This window comes from Pedobacter steynii, from assembly GCF_900103665.1.
GTDB lineage: Bacteria > Bacteroidota > Bacteroidia > Sphingobacteriales > Sphingobacteriaceae > Pedobacter > Pedobacter steynii.
The window spans coordinates 141,855-163,483 of sequence record NZ_FNGY01000003.1; the positions used below are offsets into that span (position 1 = coordinate 141,855).

The 21,629-nt window shown below is 41.2% G+C and carries 16 protein-coding genes; 9 read left to right on the forward strand and 7 right to left on the reverse strand.

Annotated elements, in window-relative coordinates; genetic code table 11:
* From BLQ87_RS08900 to BLQ87_RS08910, 3 genes are all read right to left on the reverse strand, one after another.
* Positions 1–3,609 (reverse strand): PKD domain-containing protein, encoded by a 3,609-nt coding sequence (locus BLQ87_RS08900; protein ID WP_074605812.1) that lies wholly within the window; start codon positions 3,607–3,609, stop codon positions 1–3.
* A 22-nt stretch (positions 3,610–3,631) separates the two neighbouring features.
* Positions 3,632–4,099, reverse strand: coding sequence for a response regulator (locus BLQ87_RS08905; RefSeq protein ID WP_074605813.1), 468 nt, complete (start codon positions 4,097–4,099; stop codon positions 3,632–3,634).
* Positions 4,100–4,265: 166 nt separating this feature from the next.
* Positions 4,266–4,730, reverse strand: coding sequence for a response regulator (locus BLQ87_RS08910; protein WP_074605814.1), 465 nt, complete (start codon positions 4,728–4,730; stop codon positions 4,266–4,268).
* Between the two features lie 102 nt (positions 4,731–4,832).
* Here BLQ87_RS08910 and BLQ87_RS08915 point away from each other — a divergent pair, with 102 nt between their 5' ends.
* From BLQ87_RS08915 to BLQ87_RS08935, 5 genes are read left to right on the forward strand one after another with little or no spacing between them, the layout of a single operon-like run.
* Positions 4,833–7,124: an Rv1355c family protein gene (locus tag BLQ87_RS08915; RefSeq protein ID WP_074605815.1), complete on the forward strand. Its 2,292-nt coding sequence runs from the start codon at positions 4,833–4,835 to the stop codon at positions 7,122–7,124.
* 7 nt (positions 7,125–7,131) lie between these two features.
* Complete coding sequence (locus BLQ87_RS08920) at positions 7,132–7,824, forward strand: hypothetical protein (RefSeq protein ID WP_172664770.1); 693 nt, start codon at positions 7,132–7,134, stop codon at positions 7,822–7,824.
* Positions 7,817–9,973 carry a sensor histidine kinase gene (locus BLQ87_RS08925; RefSeq protein WP_074605817.1) on the forward strand — a complete coding sequence of 719 codons (2,157 nt, stop codon included), beginning with the start codon at positions 7,817–7,819 and terminating at the stop codon, positions 9,971–9,973. The genes BLQ87_RS08920 and BLQ87_RS08925 overlap by 8 nt, the downstream gene beginning before the upstream one ends.
* Positions 9,974–9,984: 11 nt before the next feature.
* Positions 9,985–11,064 (forward strand): hybrid sensor histidine kinase/response regulator, encoded by a 1,080-nt coding sequence (locus BLQ87_RS08930; protein ID WP_074605818.1) that lies wholly within the window; start codon positions 9,985–9,987, stop codon positions 11,062–11,064.
* Positions 11,054–11,458, forward strand: a complete 405-nt coding sequence (locus BLQ87_RS08935; RefSeq protein WP_074605819.1) for a response regulator — start codon at positions 11,054–11,056, stop codon at positions 11,456–11,458. Before BLQ87_RS08930 ends, BLQ87_RS08935 begins: the two co-directional genes overlap by 11 nt.
* A 70-nt stretch (positions 11,459–11,528) precedes the next feature.
* Here BLQ87_RS08935 and fabV read toward each other — a convergent pair whose 3' ends face one another.
* Together fabV and BLQ87_RS08945 are read right to left on the reverse strand one after the other, a co-directional pair.
* The gene (fabV, locus tag BLQ87_RS08940; RefSeq protein ID WP_074605820.1) at positions 11,529–12,719 is read right to left on the reverse strand and encodes an enoyl-ACP reductase FabV; all 1,191 of its coding nucleotides are present in this window, start codon (positions 12,717–12,719) and stop codon (positions 11,529–11,531) included.
* Positions 12,720–12,850: 131 nt separating this feature from the next.
* Positions 12,851–13,687, reverse strand: a complete 837-nt coding sequence (locus BLQ87_RS08945; protein WP_074605821.1) for a M57 family metalloprotease — start codon at positions 13,685–13,687, stop codon at positions 12,851–12,853.
* Between the two features lie 136 nt (positions 13,688–13,823).
* Here BLQ87_RS08945 and BLQ87_RS08950 point away from each other — a divergent pair, with 136 nt between their 5' ends.
* The 4 genes from BLQ87_RS08950 (at position 13,824) to BLQ87_RS08965 (ending at position 20,237) form a co-directional block, all read left to right on the forward strand.
* Positions 13,824–16,631, forward strand: a complete 2,808-nt coding sequence (locus BLQ87_RS08950) for a S8 family peptidase (protein ID WP_143010392.1) — start codon at positions 13,824–13,826, stop codon at positions 16,629–16,631.
* 12 nt (positions 16,632–16,643) lie between these two features.
* Positions 16,644–17,177 carry a GNAT family N-acetyltransferase gene (locus BLQ87_RS08955; protein ID WP_074605823.1) on the forward strand — a complete coding sequence of 178 codons (534 nt, stop codon included), beginning with the start codon at positions 16,644–16,646 and terminating at the stop codon, positions 17,175–17,177.
* 162 nt (positions 17,178–17,339) lie between these two features.
* The gene (locus tag BLQ87_RS08960) at positions 17,340–18,578 is read left to right on the forward strand and encodes a hypothetical protein (protein WP_074605824.1); all 1,239 of its coding nucleotides are present in this window, start codon (positions 17,340–17,342) and stop codon (positions 18,576–18,578) included.
* Between the two features lie 303 nt (positions 18,579–18,881).
* A complete protein-coding gene (locus BLQ87_RS08965; RefSeq protein WP_074605825.1) occupies positions 18,882–20,237 on the forward strand; it encodes an ATP-binding protein in 1,356 nt (451 codons plus the stop codon).
* A gap of 191 nt (positions 20,238–20,428) precedes the next feature.
* Here the strand turns inward: BLQ87_RS08965 and BLQ87_RS08970 are convergent, their stop codons facing one another.
* Both BLQ87_RS08970 and BLQ87_RS08975 read right to left on the reverse strand, forming a co-directional pair.
* Positions 20,429–21,199: a tetratricopeptide repeat protein gene (locus BLQ87_RS08970; protein WP_074605826.1), complete on the reverse strand. Its 771-nt coding sequence runs from the start codon at positions 21,197–21,199 to the stop codon at positions 20,429–20,431.
* A 32-nt stretch (positions 21,200–21,231) separates the two neighbouring features.
* On the reverse strand, positions 21,232–21,444 hold the full coding sequence (locus tag BLQ87_RS08975; RefSeq protein ID WP_074605827.1) for a hypothetical protein: 213 nt from the start codon (positions 21,442–21,444) through the stop codon (positions 21,232–21,234).
* Between the last annotated feature and the right edge of the window lie 185 nt (positions 21,445–21,629).

Genomic DNA, 21,629 nt, shown 5'->3' on the forward strand with positions numbered 1-21,629 from the left:
TTACCTGATTAAAGTTAAAGCTCCTGATTTTTCTTTTCTTCCGTTATTCGGCCGGATGAGGTAATAATACGTCCCTACCGGTAGCGCCTTTCCGGAAAAAGTACCGTCAAAAGGCCTTGCATAACCCTGACTATTGAAAACCCTTTCCCCATAACGGTTAAAAATTTCTACCGCTGCACCAGGGTAACTGTCTATATTTTCCAGGTTCCACAGGTCGTTTATGCCATCTCCATTAGGAGAAAAAGCATTGGGTACCGTAATGTCATCCAGGACTTTCACCTTTACCCGGTCTGTAACAACGCAGCCGTTTCCGGATTTTACGCTCAAAGTGTATTCCGTATCCTGATCTGGCTTAACCATAGGGTTTAAAATATCATCTCTGCTCAATCCTGTTGCCGGAGTCCATTTATACTCCAGATCAGATCCTGATGCCCTTGCATTCAGCTGTTTTTCTTTCCCTGCAACCAGGACCACCAGGTCCGGTCCGGCATCAATTTCCGGCAAGGGCAAGACCTTAATCTCCTGCGATTGCTCTGCAATACAGCCAGCGCCGGAACTCAGTTTGTATTTTATCGTATGTGTTCCCGTCCCGGCCAATAATGGATCAAAAAAACCGCCGGTACTAATTCCAGGCCCGGAAAAAACGCCAGACTCCCCGCTCTTCAAAGCATCAGCATTTACCTGAAATCCATCCTGATTCAAACATACTTCTGTCAAGATACTGAAATGAGCAACAGGAACTGCATGAAAAATCAGCTCCAGATCTTTAGCATCCTGACAAGCAGGACCATCTGTCCCGGAATAAGCAACCAGCGTTAAGATCCCCGGCTTACTTTCCGGGCTCAAAAATGGCTCATAATTAAAAGTATACACCTTATTCAATGCAGGATCTGTATCAGTCTCCTTCAAGACTCCATCGAGATACCATTTGAGAATACGGATTTTGCCGATCCTCACGGATGATGTATTTCTTACCTGAAAAGACTGATTGCTGCACAACACACCGGGATCTACGAGCTCAAAGGATGCAACCGGATCAGAACTACTCAACTCAAAAGAATCCTTTACCTTTACTACACGGCAACCACTGGCAGTCGTAACGGTTAAAGTAACCGTATATGTTCCAGCGGCACTATACAAGTGCCTTCCTTCTCGGTCTGTGCTGGCATTCAAAGCCCCCGAACCAGGCTCTCCAAAATCCCATAAGTACTGTAATCCGGCTTCATCTGCAGTCAAATTCTTAAAAACTGCTACATTACTAACACAAGCACCGGGCAGCTCGAAATCCACTTCAGGAAGCGGGGCCACTTCAACCTGGGCTGTATAACTATGAGCACATCCTGTACTCGTTTCTACCTTTAATATCACCGTATAGGTTCCTGCTGCTGCATAGGTATGCACAGGGGCTGAAAGTTCAGAAGTATTGTCAGCACTGGCAGGATCTCCGAAATCCCAATGCCATTTGCTAAGGCTCCCTTCATTAGCAACGGAAAGATCTGTAAATACTGTTGCTTTTGTTGCACAAGCTCCTGAATAACTGAATTTAGCCTCAGGAACCAGGTTCACATGAAGGTCTTTAGGCTCACTCTGCGAGGGCCCGCAACCATTTTGATTGTCTATCTTCAATGTCACTACAAAATCTCCACCTGTAGCATAAATATGCTCAAACGGAGCACCATTATCCCTCACCAGTTCCGGGCTTCCATCACCAAAATCCCAGGTCCATTTCAAGATGTTCTTTCCTTTCGGATCACTCTTATCGGTAAATACAACCGCAGTACCGACACAACCACTCAGCGTGCTCATTGTAAAATCGGCCACTGCAGGGGCAAAAACCTCAAAATCCAGACCGATCTCTTCCATGGGATCACAACCCGAAGGACTCGGGTTTAAAACCTTTACCTTCAGCGAATGTTTCCCCGGTGCATTAAAAACCATAGCTTGATTATAGCGATAGGTATAAACGGTAACCCCATCAATAACAACTGGTGTTCCAACCGGATTAGTTAAAGCAGGTTGGGCTACACCGTCAATAATCCAGGTCAGACTACTGGTTGGATAGGGCAAAGTCAACACGAATTCCGAAGAAGCCCCCATACAAACATCCGGTGTCTTCAACTGCGTTGCGGTATTGATGATTTCAATATTCTGAAAAAGATTCCGGACGTCGGCACCTGCGAGGTAACCATAGGATTCGACTCTTCCGTATCCATAAGCGATTGCAGAAAATCCCCCATCAGCAGATAAAGTATGTGTCGGATTAATCGCCGAAGCCTGGGTCACATCTTCCTGAAGATAAGCGTAAGGACTCCCGGCAATGGGCACAAATGGCGCAACCGGAACCACACCATTAATCCGAAAAGAAGGAATAAAGTCATTCTTGATGATGACATTGATAAAATGCTGCGTGATCTGGGTTTGAGGACTCGTCTGGTTCCTCATAGCAGAATAAACCGTAATCCTGGACAAAGTTTGTTCCACAGGATTCAGGATCGTCATTTCCGGATCTCCGGGATATAAAGGATTGTTTGAATCGGTATTCCGGGGATCACAACCCTGACTGATCTGATATTGAACAAGACTAACAGGTTCTGATGCGACGATATGATTTGCCTGACTCGAACTAAATTCAAAAAACTCTCCTTTGTTATAAGCAGACTTCAATGGGCCCGGAGAAAAACCCGCGCTTCCCGCATTGATTGCTGCCCCATTGATGGTCAGGCTGGTATTGTCTTTACTAAAATAGAGTCTAAAAATATCGTAGGGCTTATTGATCATCGGTGCCGTAATAAACTCCTTGCCCCATGAGGAAGTTGGATACAACTGCTGATAAAGGTTATCCCCGCCCTGAGTTGAGCCCTGCGAAACACTACAAAAACCGACCCAGGAACTTCCGGAAAAGACGGCTACCGGCTGACAACTACTGCCAGCTCCTGCGACAGATACAATATGTGTTCCGGACAGGTCTTCGGTAGACTGGTACTGATAAATCTCTCCTTTCATCAGTTCTTTCGTAAAAGTGACCCCTGCCGGATGTTGCCCATTCCTTTCCGCTGCCTTGGGTGTGATTTCTACCTGAGTATGGTCTGCCACACCAATAATAGTAAACTCGGAATAGCCCTGAACGAATCTTGGATTCTGATTGGGACTCTCAAAATAGCCGTTCTGTACGTAAGCCGAAACATAATACTCTCTTCCCAATACCTTTGTAGGAAGCACCAATGTGGCAGCAGATCGTGCCGCTCTGAAAATATGGGAATAGACAACTACCGGTTTTTCGGCTTCTATCCGGATCGCCCTGTTCGGTTCTATAACATCCGAACTCCCGATATAAACATTCAGTAACTGAGGATTGATCAGAATGGGCGTAATCTCATTTGCAATCACCGAAAACGGAGATCCGGGAATGGCTGTTCCTCCAATACTGACAGAAACGTTCGTACTCACATCAGAAGTCACATATAAATATAATCTGGAATTTACACCATCGACGTGGCCGGTATAAGCAACCCAAAATTCGGTTCCTTTATTAGAAGTATTCTGACCATAAGCACAGCTGACAAAAAAGAAAGAGAGTAGTAACCATAAAACTAATCTCCGTTTGCTCATGTACTTTTAGGTTAAAAATTGATCAGGCGTCCAGGTCTCCCCTGAGCAGGTTCTCCAGTTTTCCGTTTGCTTCAATAAGACTGGCAGTCAGGTCTCTGTTTTCTTTTCTCAGCATATAAAGCTCAAATGCTTTCTCAATATTAATCCTAAGGTCGTCCTCCATCCATGGCTTTTGGATGTAACGATAAACCTGTCCTTTATTAATGGCATCGATAACGGCGTTGATATCCGCATAACCGGTGAGCAAAATTCTGATGGGTTCCGGAAAATCAGGGATGATAGATTCCAGAAATTCAATCCCTGTAGTAACAGGCATTCTTTGATCGGTAACGATCACGTGAATATCTTCCGACTCTAAGATCTGTCTGCCCTCTACTGCCGAGTTTGCCGTAAAAATATTAAATTTACGCCTGAAGCTGGCTTTGAAAGCATTTAGATTATGGACTTCATCATCAACATAGAGAACGTTTGCGGAAGTGTCAGAATTCATAGAATTTAGCCTTTTTTTTGTTAAATATATTTTAATTATTATGAACAAAAAAACTATTTATTGATAAAAATTACATCAGATTTTATTCTTAAATAATTACACAAAAAGGTACTAAAATGTTACCAAAACACCTTAAAATAAAGAAATCATCAAAAGAATATCTGAGTTAAGAAATAAGTTTCTGACGCAACATGAACTCCAATTGTTCATTGACGATCAGTAGCTTTTTAGTCAGCTCTTTATTTTCCTTTCTCAATTGAAAAACTTCAAAAGCTTTCTCAATATACAACTTTAATTCCGTTTCCTGCCAGGGTTTTGTGATATATAAATAGACTTGGCCCTTGTTAATCGCATCGATAACGGCAGCGATATCTGCATAACCGGTTAGCAAAATGCGAATAGGGTCCGGATAAGCTTCCAGAATAGATTCCAGAAATTCTACACCCGACATCTGCGGCATCCGCTGATCGGTAATAATAATCTGAATGGAATGCTCCGCCAGTATCGGCATTGCTTCCTTCGCTGATTCTGCTGTAAAGACGTTAAACGATCGTCTGAATGACGCTTTAAACGCATTGAGGTTATGCACCTCGTCATCAACATACAAAATATTTACTAACTGGTCCTCCATATAAAACAAAATTAATCAAAAGTGCTAAATACATCGTTAAAAAAAGAAGTAATGTCTTAACATATACTATTTTTGCATTTCATAAAATAAACCCGTTTAAAGATGTTAGTACTTGAGAACCTGATAAAAGAAGATTTCACCACCTGTGAACCGCAATTCTTTAGAATCTATCAACAACAAGATAAAGACGCTCTCGAGGCTTTATTAAAAGAAAAACCCCACACCAAAATACACGATGAGATAGAGACTCAACTGGATGATCTGATCAAATCAAAACATCCGAAAAAGAAACCTGAGCCTGCAGAGATGGAGGAACTGAAAATCAAGCACATCGGAAATTTATCAAAACTGGAATATGGCGTATGGGTATATTACCCATGGTCTGAACGACTGGTCCATCTCCTGGATGAAGAAGAATTTATAGCAGTAAGAACGAACAGAAATATATACAAAATAACACCGGAAGAACGCGACATCCTGGGCAAACAGAAAATAGGCGTAGTAGGTCTTTCTGTAGGACAATCCATTTCCATCACCATGGCTATGGAGAGAGGGTTCGGAGAGATCAGACTTGCTGATTTCGATCTTCTGGAACTCACCAACCTCAACCGCATCAGAACAGGCGTGCAAAACCTGGGCATTAAAAAAGTAGTGCTCGTGGCCAGAGAGATCAAAGAAATAGACCCTTTCCTAAAAGTGACTTGTTTTGATGATGGCATGACAGAGGAAAATATGGACCGCTTTTTTACCGAAGGCGGAAATCTGGACATCGTTGTCGATGAATGTGATGGCCTTGACATTAAAATTTTACTGAGACATAAAGCCAAATCACTGGGCATTCCTGTTGTACAGGACATGAGCGATCGCGGAACCCTGGATGTAGAGCGTTTTGACCTCGAACCTAACCGTCCGATCCTTCATGGCTGGATAGACCACCTGGATCATACCCAGGTGAAATACCTGAAAACCAACGAAGAAAAAGTTCCTTTTCTCTTGGCGATGATTGGTGTAGACACCCTTTCTAACCGCCTGAAAGCTTCCATGGTAGAAGTCGGCCAATCGATTACTACCTGGCCACAGCTGGCCTCAGCAGTCGCCCTCGGTGGCGCACTGGGTGCAGATGTATGCAGACGCATCAGTCTGAAACAATATACAGAATCCGGCCGCTACTTTGTGGATCTGGAAGACCTGATCGGCGATAAAAACAAAGCAAAAGACAACGATTATAATGTAGTGGATTACACTGCAGAAGTACTGACTGAAGCCGAAATGAATCAGGCGATTGCAGCGATCAGCAGCAAAGAAATGGAATCGTTTCCATTGAGTACCGAACAAGTCGAACAATTGGTCTCCGCAGCAGCCATTGCTCCTTCCGCGGGTAATAACCAGCCATGGAAATGGATCGCCCGTTCCGGAAAACTATACCTCTTCCATGATGAGCAACATTCTGTATCCTGGGGAGATTTTGACAACATTACCTCCAACATTGCGTTCGGAACGGCCATTGAAAACATCAAACTCGAAGCAGGAAAAGCTGGACTGGAAGCCAGCTATCTCGCTTTTCCAAATCCGGAAAATAAAAGATTAGTTGCGGCTTTCTCTTTCCAAAAAACCTCGGCAGCCTATGCAACAGATCTTGCAGCAGGAATGGCCATCAGGTTAACCAACAGAAAACAGGGAAACAAAGCGCCTATTGAAACAGCAGTAGTAGCCGCATTAAAATCGGCTGCAAGCCTCAACTCTCCTGCCACATTACAGGTGATTCAGGATGAACAACAAATCAATCTGATTGCCGATATCGTTGCCGGAGTGGAAAGGGTTCGTTTCCTATACCCTCAGGGCCACCATGATTTTTATACTAAAGAAATCAGATGGACCCCGGAAGCGGTCAATGAAACCAAAGACGGACTGGACATCTTATCTCTTGAATTGTCAGAATCTGATAAAACAGGTTTGAAAGTTGCCGAGAGTCCGGAAGTCATTAAACTGCTCAACAGATGGGGCGGCGGGGCAGCATTTGAAAACCTGTCGAGAAAAGCAATCCGTACTTCTTCCGGAATTGGCCTGGTCACCATGCCATCTTATGAAGCGGAAAACTTCCTTAAAGGAGGTGAAGCGGTTCAAAGGGTCTGGATCAATGCAAACCTCAACGGGCTCTCTTTTCACCCCATTTCTGCACCTTTATTTCTCTTCGCAAGGCTAAATCATGGAAAGGGTGAAGGCCTGAATCAAAAAATGACAGAAGAACTGTCAAAATATCAAAAGGATCTATTGCAAATATTCCCTACTTTAGGGGACCAACAAGGAGTATTTATGTTCCGGTTGTCCCATGCTTCGGCTCCAACGGTACGGGCTTTACGAAAACCTTTGAAAGATATATTACAATTTATATAAAATGGAAATGAAGCTAACCTTCCGGTCATTTACTGCGGTTAAAGAACCCGAAACCTGTGAAAGGTATCTTGAAGGGCATGTGCAGGTGTTGAAAGACTATGGGATTACCAATATCACCACCAATAACAGACAATGGATGGAGTTGCCTAATGTGCATGGAATTGTTGCTGAAACAGAAAGTGGAGAAGTGGTAGGCGGGGTACGTGTTCATATTGCAGATGGCATCCATCCGCTTCCGGTAGAAAAGGCAGTCGGATCGATGGACCCTAACGTGGCGACGATCATTAATCAATATTTTGATAGCGGAACTGGTGAGCTTTGTGGACTTTGGAATGCAAAAAGTGTGGCTGGCGTGGGCATCAGCATATTGCTCGTAAGGGCAGGAATTGCGATTGTAAACCAAATCAGACTGGCCTCACTTTTCACCATCTGTGCAGATTATACCCTGCCAATGGTTAGAAAAGTAGGCTTTGTTGTCGAGGATTCCCTGGGCAAAGGAGGTGAATTTGTATATCCCAACGACAATTATATTGCCAGGGTACTCCGAAAAATGAATGCAAAAACGCTCGAAACGGCAGAGGAATTTGACAGGGAACGCATCTTTGACTTAAGAGACAACCCGATACAGCTAACCCTTGAAACCGGCCCAAAAGGGGACGTAGAAATTGATTATCAGTTATTAATACCTAAATATGAATAAATTCTGGAGTTGTTTTCTGTTGCTAATCTGGGTAGCTTTTTTTGCTCCTCTGCAATCATCAGGACAAGACACCGTAATTGTTAAAACCGGGGAAATCGAGCGTAATTTTGGCAAGAAGATTATGCTTTTAAAAGATCAGGAACACCGCATCGACGTGAAAGCTGCCCTGACAAATCAGGAGTATACCCGCTTAAATACTCCTGTACCTAATTTAGGCGTTACAAATGCCACCTACTGGTTAAAGTTTCTGATCAAAAACGAAAGCAGCAGGTCTGACCTCATGTTAAGACTGGCCCTTCCAACCATTGATTATTTAGATTTTTTTATTGTCGATTCTTCACAGAAAGTCATTCGCCATGAAGCAACCGGCGACAGGCTCGTGTATGCGAGCAGGAAATTCGACAACCCCATCCCTACCCTGAGGTTTAACCTGGAAAGGCATAAAACTTATACCATTCTACTGAAAATTCACGGCGGAGAACAATTACAGGTGCCACTCACAGTTGGAAACAGCAGCTCCCTGATCGATGAGATTCAAAATGCGTCTATCATCTTCGGACTATATATCGGAATTATTTCTGTGATGTTTATCTATAACTTGTTTCTGTTCATCTCCACAAAGGACAAAAGCTATTTATATTACATTGTCTATATTCTGATCATAGGCCTTACACAGGCCAACTTTCAGGGCTATGCCTTTAAATACTTATGGCCTGACAACACCTGGCTGTCTACCCACGCCGTCTACATACTGAGTTCCCTGGCGGCCCTGTCGGCAATAGAATTTATGAAACAGTTTTTGCATACCCGGGACTTCCTTCCAACATTGCATAAAACCCTGAACTTTTTCTATCTGCCTTATCTGATTGCCCTGCTCTCTACCTTTTTTGGAGATTTAAACTTAGGATATCAGATCATTCAGGTCACCGCTGTTGCGGCTGCAATGTATATGCTGATCATCGCTTTCATGGTCTATTTAAAAGGATTCAGACCGGCCAAGTTTTTCCTTCTGGCCTGGAGTGTCTTCCTTCTTGGCGTATGCAGCTTTGTACTGAAAGATTACAATATATTAGAATACAATACCCTTACCTATAACATGATGCCATTTGGCTCGGCATTAGAAGTAGTTTTACTTTCTTTTGCACTGGCTGATAAAATCAATACCTTTAAAAAGGAAAAAGAAGAATCTCAGGCTCAGGCCCTCCGGATCTCCCTTGAAAATGAGCAATTGATCAAGCAACAAAATGTAGAATTGGAGCAAAAGGTAAATGAAAGAACACTCGAGTTACAGGAATCCAACAGTACATTGGAACTGACCTTGAAAGACCTTAAAGAAGCACAAAGTCAGCTGGTCGATTCAGAAAAAATGGCCGGTCTCGGACAACTTACTGCCGGTATCGCACATGAAATCAACAATCCGATCAACTTTGTCACCTCTAATATCAAACCTTTAGAACTCGATATTGAAGAGCTAAACGAAGTCATTAACATGTACGAGAACCTCAAACTGGATGAAGATTTAAATACACAGATCCATGCTATTGAGAGCTTTAAGAAGAGAATAGACCTCGACTTTGTTCGCGATGAAATCAAATCTCTTCTCTCCGGAATTGGCGAAGGCGCAAAACGAACTGCAGAGATTATCAGAAGCTTGAAAAATTTTAGCAGATTAGATGAAAACGATTGTAAATTCGTAGACCTGAACGAAGGATTGGACTCTACACTGGTGCTGGTTAGAAATACCTTTCCTGCCAACTTTAATATTGAGAAAAATTATGGTAACTTACCTAAAGTTGAATGTATGCCGGGGAAAATCAATCAGGTATTTATGAACCTGATCAGCAATGCCATTCAAGCCATTAAAGGAAAAGCACAAAGCGATGAGGAAGAAAAGTTAACTATAAGCACCTGGCATGAAGATGATCAGGTAAAAATCAGCATTAAAGATACAGGACCAGGAATGTCAGAAGAAGTTAAACAGAAGATTTTTGAACCATTTTTCACCACTAAAGATGTCGGAGAAGGAACTGGTTTGGGATTATCTATTGTGTTCAGGATTATTGAAAACCATCACGGCCAGATCGATGTACTCACAAAAGTAAATCACGGTACAGAATTTATTATTACCTTACCCGTAACCTCACGATAATACACTTTGTTATGAATGCAACAACTATACGTGTTCTGTATATTGATGATGAAGAAAATAACTTGCACGCTTTCAAAGCAAGTTTTAGACGCCAGTATGAAATTTACACAGCCTTATCCGCTGACGAAGGATTAAAAATTCTTGAAAACGTTTCCGTGCAGGTGATTATTGCGGATCAGAAAATGCCCAATACGACAGGAGTGGAATTTTTCAAGAACATTAAACACACTTATCCTGATCCTACAAGAATCCTGCTGACCGGTTACACCGACATTGAGGCGCTTGCAGATGCGATCAATCATGGGGACATCTACAGGTATATCACCAAACCATGGAATGACCTGGAACTGCACAACTCTATCAAAAATGCTTATGATGCCTATAAATCTAAAATAGACCTCAGAAATAAAGTAGCAGAACTCGAGAAAACCAATGACGAACTGAACCGGTTTATTTACAGCATTTCCCATGAGCTCAGGGCACCACTGGTTTCGGCCATGGGGATTGTCAACCTCGTTAAAATGGAAGGCCTCTTTCATTCCAGCGGCGAATACTGGGGATTGATAGAAACCTGTTCCAACAGGTTGGATTATTACATCCAGAAAACCCTCCAATACTACAAAAACAACAAGACCATTTCAGAAAATACCGCGGTCGACTTCAAGAAACTGGTATCGGATCTGATTGAACTGTATTCCTATACGGATAAAGACATGCATTTCAATGTGAACATCACCCAGAATGAACCTTTCTTTGGAGATGCCTTCAGAATTGAAGTCATCCTGGGCAACCTGATCTCCAATGCCATAAAATATCAGAAAGAAACGGAGCTGAATAAAAATGTAAACATTACCATAGAGGTTCAGCCAACGCAGGTAAACATCGCCATCAACGACAATGGGATGGGCATCCTGAATGAACATTTAGAAAAAATATTCCTTCAGTTCTTTAAGAGCAAGATCAACCACGGAAGCGGCCTCGGTCTTTTCATCGTGAAAGAAGCATTAAATAAAATTAACGGAAAAATAGCGGTAAGTTCGAACTCAATAGAGGGCACCACCTTTAAAATAACGATACCAAATGTTAAGTAAGTACAAAAGAGTAATGTTGATAGATGACAATGAAGTTGACCTGAAGATCAATTCAAAAATCATTACCATATCTAAGTTATTTGATGAAATCATTCTTTGCCAATCCGGAGAAGAAGCGCTCAATTACCTCAGCCGAAACCTGAGGGAAGAAGATAAACTACCTGATTTCATCTTACTGGACATTCAAATGCCGGAGATGGATGGCTTTGAATTCCTGGAAATCTTTAAAAGATTACCAAGCCCGATCACAGAGAAATGTATCGTAGCCATTCTCTCTTCTACACTGGATTTCGGAGATATCAAAAAAGCAGAAGCAAACCCTCATGTCATCAGGTTGTTCAAAAAACCATTGTTCCCCAAGGAACTGGAAGAAGTGCTGGCCAAATATCTATAAATAGAAAGCGTTAAAATAAAGAAGGGCAATTTTCGGTTTGAAAATTGCCCTTCTTTAAAAATAACCGGATTTATACCAATCCTGAAATCTCTACCATTTCATTCACATCTGCTTCGTAGTCAATTCCTGCTACATCAAAGCCAAAAAGGTTAAGGAAATCTTTTTTATAACCTGCAAGGTCTCCTGTTGCCGGCAGCGTTTCCGTAGTTGATTCCAACCATAAAGCCGCAACCTTAGCCTGAACGTCTTCACGCATCTCCCAATCGTCTACACGGATTCTTCCCTGCGCATCAGTCAGTACTTCAGCACCTGTATATAAACGCTCTTTAAACAAACGCTGGATCTGCTCAATACATCCTTCATGAATTCCTTCTGCTTTCATCACTTTGTATAATAAAGAGATGTACAAAGGAATTACCGGAATTGCAGAGCTCGCCTGGGTCACTAAGGCTTTGTTTACGGACACATAAGCTTTTCCGTTGATATCTTTTAGCGTATCAGTAATTGTGAAAGCTGTGGCCTCTAAATGATCCTTAGCGCGACCAATGGTTCCTTTACGGTATACCGCTTCGGTTAAAGCAGGGCCGATATAAGAATAAGCAACTGTAGTTGCACCATCAGCAAGTAAACCTGCGGCTTTTAATTCGTCGATCCACATCGCCCAGTCTTCACCACCCATTACCGCAACTGTATTTTCAATATCTTCTTCATTAGCCGGCTGAATAGAGATCTCAGAAACAACTCCGGTATGGAAATCTACCGTATTGTTGCTAAACACTTCACCTATTGGCCTCAACACTGAATTATGTGTCACTCCCGTTACCGGATGAACCCTTTTTGGAGAAGCAAGACTGTAAATAACCAGGTCAATCTGTCCAAGGTCTGCTTTGATCAGTGCCAACGTTTTTTCTTTGATCTCTTTCGAGAAAGCATCTCCGTTGATACTTTTAGCATACAGACCGGCATTGTGCGCCTGTGTTTCAAATGCGGCGGTATTGTACCAGCCTGCTGAAGCTGTTTTTCCTTCTGCAGGTGGTTTTTCAAAATAAACACCAATGGTAGCAGCATCAGATCCAAAGGCACTGGTAATCCTGGAAGCCAGACCAAAACCGGTAGAAGCGCCAATTACAAGCACTTTTTTAGGACCATCGATCGATCCTTTCGATTTTACATAGTTGATCTGATTCAACACATTTTGGGCACAACCTTCCGGATGAGCGGTCAGGCATATAAACCCACGTATTCTAGGCGCAATAATCATAAATATTTTTTTTATAGCGGTTTTACTCAATTATTCAGCAAACATAATAAAAACAAAAAACAAAACCCGGTACTTTAGACCGGGTTCTGTCAGATCACCTATTCACGTGACGCTATATTAATTTTCAGGAATTAATACAGGTAGTTCAGCGCAATAATGTCGTTGGCGTTAAAGGTACGGTTCCCACCGTTTGAACAAGCGAGCATCCATGAATTTGCATCAGGACCTGTTGGCGTTCCAGGGATATGGATTGCACCAACACCTGCCTGGCCTTCATTACCAGCACCTGCAGAACCGCAGCTATAAGCACGGTTCATGTAATCAGTATGACGCATACCAATGCAATGGCCAACTTCATGCTGGATCACAGAAGCAAGGTAATTTAAATTTGGATTCGTACCGTACGCAGCAGGATTCGTATTCATACGGATCTTATTGAAAGGTTTACCTTGTGAAGTAGGGAAACCTGCAGAACCTAAGGTAATGAAACCACCACTTGGACCTTCGTTAAAGCCTACGATATCAATCTTTCCGATCGTCCCGGTTGTTGCCAGCTGGAAAGTAAGCGACAAACCCAATGCATTGTATCTGGCGATCATAATGTTGGTCGCATCTTTATACACTTGCGGGAGGTTCGATACGGATACCGTAATTACCTGCGGAAGGGTGGTTACTAAATTGGTGGTTCTATATTGCTCTTCTTTCGCGATCACCAAATTAGGGCTTTCGACTTTTTGAGTAAGATTCTCGTCCGTTAAAAGGATATCTCCTTCTACAAGGTAGCCGCCTTCGATTTTACGGGCACCTTCAGTGCTAAATCCCTGGGCTTTAATCTGAGCTAAAGTGGCAGCAGAAAGTTCTTCCTGTTTTGGAGCGTCTTCCGCTACATTTTTATCTTTTGTACAGGAGTAAAGTCCCCCGGTTAATAAGCACAGCACGGCTAGGGTTAAGATTCGATTGGTTTTCATAAATTAGTTTAATTAGGATGATTAATATTGGTTAGTTAATTTGTGAAATAGGTGATTAATTGTAATTTAGTAAGAATTATTTACGTAATCAAAATTTTACAACATAAAATTATTGAATTTTCTAACTAGATCTCTTTTGTTACTATTCTGGCTAATTAGCACCTATGTCCAGGCCCAAATTCCCTCAACGAAAATTGAGCGGGTGTATGAGAAGTATGTTTCTGTTTCCGATAAAAAATTAGCACTTCCTGTAGATAGCATGGTGCTCGTAAAGACAAACAGAGTTCTCAGTGCCAATGAATTAGCAAAATTAAATCCCAGCAGACAGTTCTCTTCCACTCATTTTGTACTGAACAGAAAAGCCCTAAAAAATTTAGCTGCAACAGTCGTTTATCAGGCTCCGGCAAATGCTTTATGGAAGGCCAGCGACAAGCTAAATGAGCTCCTCGCACAAGGTAATTCACAAAATAAACCCATAAAAATCAGATTCGTCCTCAAAGAACTCAAAAATGGAGTTCCACCATTTTTATCCGGGTATCAGCCGGAAATAGATTTTAACCATAACCTCATCACAGCAGTCATCCCGCTCTCTGAGATAACTGCCGTTTTGGAACAGGAAACCGTTCTTTTTGCAGACATCATTCAGAAGGTCAAGGTAGAATCAGTCATCTCGAAATTTGACCACACACTGAATGAGATCTCTACCGTACATGCCCTGTTTCCTGATATCGATGGCAACGGAATCACGATCTCCTTAAAAGAGCGAATGTTTGACGTTAAAGATCTGGACTTATTGGGCAAGTATATTCCCGGAGCAATTAGTCCCAACAAGGACATTCAGCAACATGCCACAGACATGGCAACCATAGCGCTTGGCAATGGCAATTCCTATTATAAAGGACTCGGCGTAGCACCAGCCGCTAAATTAAGTTCTTCGGATGTTGATAAAAGTACGCTTCCTGACGAGTTAAAAAGCTTCAGAGATTTAAATATCAATATTCAAAACCATTCTTATGGAACAACGCTGGAGAGCATGTATGGCATCGAAGCCGCTGCCTACGATAAACAGGTATTTGAATCTTCCGATTTAATCCATGCTTTCTCTGCAGGAAACAGTGGTACAACAACACCAACTTCAGGGGTTTATAAGGACCTGCCAAACACCTCAAACCTTACCGGAAACTTTAAACAGGCGAAAAACATCCTGGTCATTGGTTCAGTCAGCCGGGAGAATGTCATTGAGGCGCTGAGTAGCAGAGGGCCAGCTTATGATGGAAGGGTAAAACCTGATGTGGTTACCTTTAGTGAGGATGGAACTTCCGGTGCAACAGCACTGGCCAGCGGCGTAGCCATTCTCTTTGAACAAAAATACAAAAGCTTATTTGGAAAAGCTCCTTCCTCTGCACTGGCAAGGAGCATCTTAATCAATTCTTCTGATGATTTGGGAACTCCACAGGTGGACTATATCTATGGCTACGGCAAATTAAATGCAAGGGAAGCGCTAAATACACTAACAGATAACAGATACAAGGCCTCAGTAATTAGTCAGGATCAGGATTTCAGCATCCCGATACAGGTTCCTGCAAACCAAAAGTCAATAAAAGTTACCCTGGTTTGGAACGATCCTCCCGCACAGGTCAACACTGCACAAAGCATCGTTAATCACCTTGACCTATCTCTGCAGAGCCCATCCGGGGAAGTTATTTTACCCTGGGTGCTGAGCAGTTATCCTCACCTTGATTCTCTTGCTGCTCCGGCAAAACGCAAGATCGACCAACTGAATACCGTTCAGCAGGTCAGCCTGGAAAATCTTGCTCCAGGAACCTATACCGTTCATGTCAAAGGCCGTAAAGTACAACAAACGCTTCAGGATTTTTCGATTGCCTATAGCCTCAGTACCGCGGATAATTTCCTTTGGACTTACCCGGAAAACGCAGACCATGTCCCGGCAACTGAAGAGAATTATTTCCGTTGGAAAAACAGCTTCGCTTCAGGAAAAACAGGGAAATTATCGGTTAGTTATGATAATGGAACCAACTGGACCGTTCTAAACAACAATACTGACCTGAGTAAAAATTTCTATAAATGGGCAACACCGGACCTGCTAACGAAAGCAATCCTCAAAATGGAAGTCGATGCCAATACTTTTCAAAGCAAGCCCTTCCTCATTTCTAAATCACCAGAACTGAAAGTGGGTTATAATTGCGATGACGCACTGTTCTTTCATTGGAGCCCGATAGCCAATGCTACCGGTTACACCATTTATCACCTTAAAGATCAAAAAATGGTGCCTTTGACTGATGTCAGCGATACCTTAAGCATTATACAAAAAGCAAGCACTAACAGTACAGTCTTTGCCATTGCAGCTAAAGGCCCCGGTTTTACCGGCTTAAGAAGCCGTGCCATTGATTATACCCTACAAGGAATCTCCTGCTACACCCGCTCATTTACGGGAACAGTAGCAGGTGACCAGATTGTGCTGAACCTATACATTGGAACGACCAATAACCTGAAAAAGCTAACCTGGGAAAAACAGAGTTCAAGAGGTGTTTTCAGCACGCTTTCAGAAAGCAACATTACTCAGGGACAACTCACTTATAGCTATACCGATATCAACCCGAAAACAGGTCCGCAATGGTACCGGGTAACGATGGAAACGCTCGATGGCCGAAAAATCCAGACAGAAGTGATCCTGGTGGATTTCCTGAAAGATGCTGATTTCAGCTTTTACCCAAACCCTGTCGAAACCAATATCAATATCCTGAACGGAGGATATGAAGCCTATACTTTCGAATTGTACAACATTCTTGGCCAGCGGGTGTTTGAAGAAAAAGCAAATGGGAATAAACAATTTGACATTTCCAGACTAAACACCGGACTCTATATCGGAGTGATCTCCAGAAACGGCAAATCCCTGAAGAAGATTAAAATCATCAAGAAATAACCCAGTCTATTTATGAAAGAGATCACGTACAGGCCATTGAAGAGAAAAGAAATTGAACAGATCAGGACAATTGACCGCGCAGAAAGCATTTACGAATCTTACGAATACAAAGATGGGATATTGATCCTGGCCCCTGATCATTATGAGATCAACGAATGGGATGAGGAAGATCTCGACGAACTCATGACTGCGCAGTACAAAATCATAGATGCAGGTGGAACAATAATTGGTGCTTTTGATACACAGACGCTTGCCGGAGCAGTCTCCATAGAAAAGAAAAAAAGAGGTTCAGCTGCTGAATACTGCAAAATGGACATGTTATATGTAAGCTCCACCTATAGAGGCCGGCAAATAGGACAACAACTAATCGGGGAGGCAAAAAGAGAAGGAAAGGCTTTTGGAGCAACAAAATTATACATCTCTGCAACGCCAACAAAAGCGACTGTCGACTTTTACATGAAATCCGGAGCCATATTAACGACAGAACTGGACCAGGAATTATTTGACCATCAACCACTTGATATCCATCTGGAACTAAAAATCTAATTGGCCTCCGGGGCTAAACCATCGGGCAAAGATATCCGGTTCATAAAACAACATTGCCTGTAACGCAAATCATACTGAGAAAAGACTCAGTATTCGCACAAAAACAAATCAATAGAGAAATTTATATTTATCTTCGTTTAAATTTAAATTAACACAGAAATAATGAAGAAAAACATTTTATTCTCTGCTCTTCTTTTAGGAGCTCTCGTATCATGTAAAAAGAAGGACCTGAATTCAGAACCACCAGTACTCCCCCCCGTAAAGCTGGAATATTCTAAACTCAGCATTGAAAAACATAAAGAAGCCTTAGAAGACAATGGGATTAATTTCTTAGCAAAAATAAACACCTTACCTAACGAAAAATTTATTGCTGCATTAACCAGACTGGCAGAACTGGACCTGGAAATAATGTCCAACTCGGTAGTGGGAAGACAAATCATTTCTACCAGCTTTGCTGCTAAAAACAACAATGTAGACCGTGTTTTTTCTGCGCTTACCTCTGCAAACACAGGTGTTAAATCAGGTGCTTTAAATGAATTCTACGGCATTTACACTTTCGATAGCAAACTGAACAAATGGACAAAAACAGCATCCGGCGATAAATTTGAAATCAACTATCCTGCAACAGCATCTGCTACCGAAAACAATGCAGTACTAACAGCAACCTATACTGCTTCCAAAGTAACAGCATCAGTTGATGGAACAACCTATGAACTGCCTGCTGCTGTAAATGCAACATTGAAAGTTGATGGTAAAGAAGAGCTGAAATTAGCCTCAACTTATGAGTTTAATACAGATGGTACACCTTTAAAAACAAATATAAACCTTGCTTTAGGTTCATTTGCCTTCAAAATTGACATCAGCAATGATTTAAAAGTACTAAATTCAAGCCTTTCCATTTCCAAAGGAACTGAAACCTTGTTTAGTCTCAATGTTACAGGAAACGGCAATACAAACTTTAATGTAATTAAAGATGCTGAAAGATTTGAAGAGGTATTAAAAAATGCAAATACAGCTATGCAGATCATGAACATTCAGATTGCTGGTCAGATAGACATTAAAGCAATAGCTGATGCCGAGAAAGCGAACGAAAATCTTCCGGAAAAGGAAAAATACAAGAAGAAAGCTGAGGCCTATAACGCCAACGCAAATGTTCTTGCCTTCTATAAAAAAGAAAATGCAATCATTGCTAAATCGGAGCTCGTATCTATTGAAGATTCTTATACCTATACATATTATGATTATGAAAAAGGAAAAGAAGTTACTGAAACGAATTTCTACTATAGCACAGAGCCTCGTCTGGTGTTTCAAGACGGTTCTAAATTAAGCATGAAAGAATTCACACAGTCTGGTTTCAAAAAATTAATCACTGACTTTGAGGCCTACGCCAATCGTTTCTAAAACAGGGTAACGAAAGATAAAAAAGGTGGGAGATTCGTAATCTTTTGGTCGATGGTTCGAGCCCATCATGGTCCACTGCTTAAAAAGCCGTTTTTCGATAAGAAGAACGGCTTTTTTCGTTTCTAAGTGTTATTTGTCGGCTGCAAGATTTATGTTTCCTATATCTAAAACCGGAACAAACATGTCACGGTATTTTAACTGAGTTTGGTTTGTTACAAAACACAAGACAATATGGGCTTGTTTTGTTACATTATTTAAGTAAATTTGGATTGGTTTTATTACAAAATAAAAATCATACCGGTCATGTCATTTAAAAGAAACATTGAAAATTATCTTAATAGCTGGAAATTAAGGGATAGTCGTAAGCCGCTCATCATTAGAGGAGCACGTCAGGTTGGGAAAACTACACTGATACGAGATTTTGCTAAGGGTTATCAGCATAGAATTATACTCAATCTGGAAAAGCCTGGCGATCGACGTTATTTTGAAGACTTTGATAATGTTCAAACGATTTTAGAAGCATTGTTTTTAGCTCATACCATACCTTCATCTGCTATGGCTAATACGCTTCTTTTCATCGATGAAATTCAGGAAAGTCCAAAAGCCATCCAGTTATTACGATATTTTTATGAAGAATTGCCGGAGCTTCATGTGATCAGTGCTGGTTCTCTTTTAGAATTTGCAATGCAAAAGGTGCAAAGCTTCCCGGTGGGAAGAGTAGAATTTCTATACCTCCATCCATTAAATTTCCAGGAATATCTGGAAGCCGTAGGTAAACAAGAGCTATTAGGATATTTGCAGTCTGTTCCAATAAAACCAGTTGCTCATAAGTTGTTAATGGATGCTTTTCATCGTTACGCAATTATTGGTGGAATGCCAGAAATAATAAAAATGGATGTTCAGCAGCAGAGCCTTTCAGATTTACCTAGGATATATGAAAGTATTTGGGGGACTTATAAAAATGATGTAGAGAAGTATACATCTAATGATACGGAAAGGAAAATTATTAAACATTTGATGGATACTGCCCCATTGTATCTCGACGAACGTGTAAAGTTTCAGGGTTTTGGAAATTCCAGCTATCGATCAAGGGAGGTAGGAGAAGCATTTAGAACACTTGATGATGCAAAAATCATACGGTTGATTTATCCTACAACAGATTTGCAACCTCCTATAAAAACAGATCTAAAGAAGTCGCCACGTCTACAGTTTCTAGATACTGGTTTAGTCAATTATACTCTTGGTATCCAATTAGAAATGCTCGCTATGGATGATTTGAATAGAGCTTACAAAGGTGCTGTTATACCCCATTTAGTAACACAGGAGCTTATATCTCTTCAAAGTATTTCAGCGCATAAGCCTAATTTTTGGGTTAGGGAAAAATCTCAATCGAATGCAGAAGTTGATTTGCTTTTTACCCACCAGGATTTGGTTATTCCCATTGAAATAAAATCAGGGAGCACAGGGAGTCTGAAATCACTTCACCAGTTCATAGATGCTTCAGATCATCCTTATGCGATACGTATGTATGCTGGTACTTTCAACATTGAGAAAGCGATCACACCGAGTCAAAAACCATATTTACTCATGAATTTGCCTTACTATGCCGGTACCTCTCTGCCACAGTATGTGGAGTGGTTTGTTCGGCAGGAACTTTAAATCCTATATATCATTTGCCAGCCAAATCGCTGATTAAACATAAATCAGATAGGAAATGGTTCGAGAAACGCCCAGTTGGGGTCCACAAACAAAAAAATCGTTTTTCGATAAGAAGAACGGCTTTTTTGTTTCCTAGAAGCTTATTTAGATACTGCAATGCCAAGAATTGTAGAAACAGATGTTTCAATAAATTACTCCCCTTTGCACTTTTCATTAAGGGCTTTGGTAAATTCTTTTGTAATTGGTTGACCGCCCAGATTCATACATTCATTATAATATTTTTTAGCCCTTTTACAATCATCCTTTAAAAAACAACAAATAGAAAGTTTAAACAGTGTATTCTGATTTTTTGAATCCAAGGCATAAGATTGCTCCAATAATACTATTGCTTTGTTGAGCTTATTCTGATCATTGTTAGCATAATAACCAATCATATAAACAGTTGCTTTATCCGTAATTATCCTTGAATTTTTAGGATCAATACTTAACCCAGCATCATATTGCATCATTGCACTTTCATAATCACCAAAGGAATGATAAATGGCCCCAAAGCCCCAATATATATCAACATTCGTTGAATCCAGAAGCCAGGCCTGGTTAAATCGGTACATGGCCGTTTTAATATCTCCACGATATAAATAATTAAATCCCAAACTGATCAATGCGGTCGATGCCTTATTCCTGGTCCCTTCTTGCTTTATATAAGTATTGATAAGTTCATTGTCAGCATCTTTTTGATCCTCAGTTTTAGGCAGGTCCCCATATTTAGGTAAAAGTCTAATATTCGTTTTTGCTTCTTCCTTCCACTCCTGGTAAGTAATTTTTTCAGCAGACAATGTCGCTCGTGCTTTTTGGGAAGATTGAGCATTACCACAAGAAGTAAATAATGTATTAAACAGAATAACTAATACAAAAATAACACCACGTAAATTCATGTCACAGGGCAGGGTTTGAGGCGTCATAATGATTAAATTTCTTTTGTCTAATATAATTATTAATTAGTTATGAGCCCACCATAAAAAAGCCATTTTTCGATAAGAAGAATGGCTTTTTTTGATTTACAAAGAAGAGGTTTGATCCTTGTAGCTGCATGTGAATGTAACATTATCCTATCTCTATTTTTTAAGATTGTTGCATCAGTTTCGCTATTGATTAGATAACAAACAAGTTCGCCATCAATGGCTCTGATTTTGATTTTAGTGATCATGTTAATTAGATTAAAAGGTTAAAATATTAAGAGTTGTTATCGACTTCTCGAAAATCCACTTCAGACAACCCCACTTATGCAGATAAAAATAACGGGCATGATCTCTATCTCAGTCTTTGGATTTGTCATGGGCTTGTGCCTGTCTGCCTGTTTTCATCCAGGCAGAGCGGAACTCTCGCACCTGT

Coding starts and splice junctions, on each gene's coding strand:
- BLQ87_RS08955 (WP_074605823.1), top strand. CDS start 16,644: ATGAAAGAGATCACGTACAGGCCATTGAAGAGAAAAGAAATTGAACAG.
- BLQ87_RS08905 (WP_074605813.1), bottom strand. CDS start 4,099: ATGAATTCTGACACTTCCGCAAACGTTCTCTATGTTGATGATGAAGTC.
- BLQ87_RS08900 (WP_074605812.1), bottom strand. CDS start 3,609: ATGAGCAAACGGAGATTAGTTTTATGGTTACTACTCTCTTTCTTTTTT.
- BLQ87_RS08945 (WP_074605821.1), bottom strand. CDS start 13,687: ATGAAAACCAATCGAATCTTAACCCTAGCCGTGCTGTGCTTATTAACC.
- BLQ87_RS08970 (WP_074605826.1), bottom strand. CDS start 21,199: ATGACGCCTCAAACCCTGCCCTGTGACATGAATTTACGTGGTGTTATT.
- BLQ87_RS08920 (WP_172664770.1), top strand. CDS start 7,132: ATGAAGCTAACCTTCCGGTCATTTACTGCGGTTAAAGAACCCGAAACC.
- BLQ87_RS08915 (WP_074605815.1), top strand. CDS start 4,833: ATGTTAGTACTTGAGAACCTGATAAAAGAAGATTTCACCACCTGTGAA.
- BLQ87_RS08960 (WP_074605824.1), top strand. CDS start 17,340: ATGAAGAAAAACATTTTATTCTCTGCTCTTCTTTTAGGAGCTCTCGTA.
- BLQ87_RS08925 (WP_074605817.1), top strand. CDS start 7,817: ATGAATAAATTCTGGAGTTGTTTTCTGTTGCTAATCTGGGTAGCTTTT.
- BLQ87_RS08930 (WP_074605818.1), top strand. CDS start 9,985: ATGAATGCAACAACTATACGTGTTCTGTATATTGATGATGAAGAAAAT.
- BLQ87_RS08975 (WP_074605827.1), bottom strand. CDS start 21,444: ATGATCACTAAAATCAAAATCAGAGCCATTGATGGCGAACTTGTTTGT.
- BLQ87_RS08935 (WP_074605819.1), top strand. CDS start 11,054: ATGTTAAGTAAGTACAAAAGAGTAATGTTGATAGATGACAATGAAGTT.
- BLQ87_RS08965 (WP_074605825.1), top strand. CDS start 18,882: ATGTCATTTAAAAGAAACATTGAAAATTATCTTAATAGCTGGAAATTA.
- fabV (WP_074605820.1), bottom strand. CDS start 12,719: ATGATTATTGCGCCTAGAATACGTGGGTTTATATGCCTGACCGCTCAT.
- BLQ87_RS08910 (WP_074605814.1), bottom strand. CDS start 4,730: ATGGAGGACCAGTTAGTAAATATTTTGTATGTTGATGACGAGGTGCAT.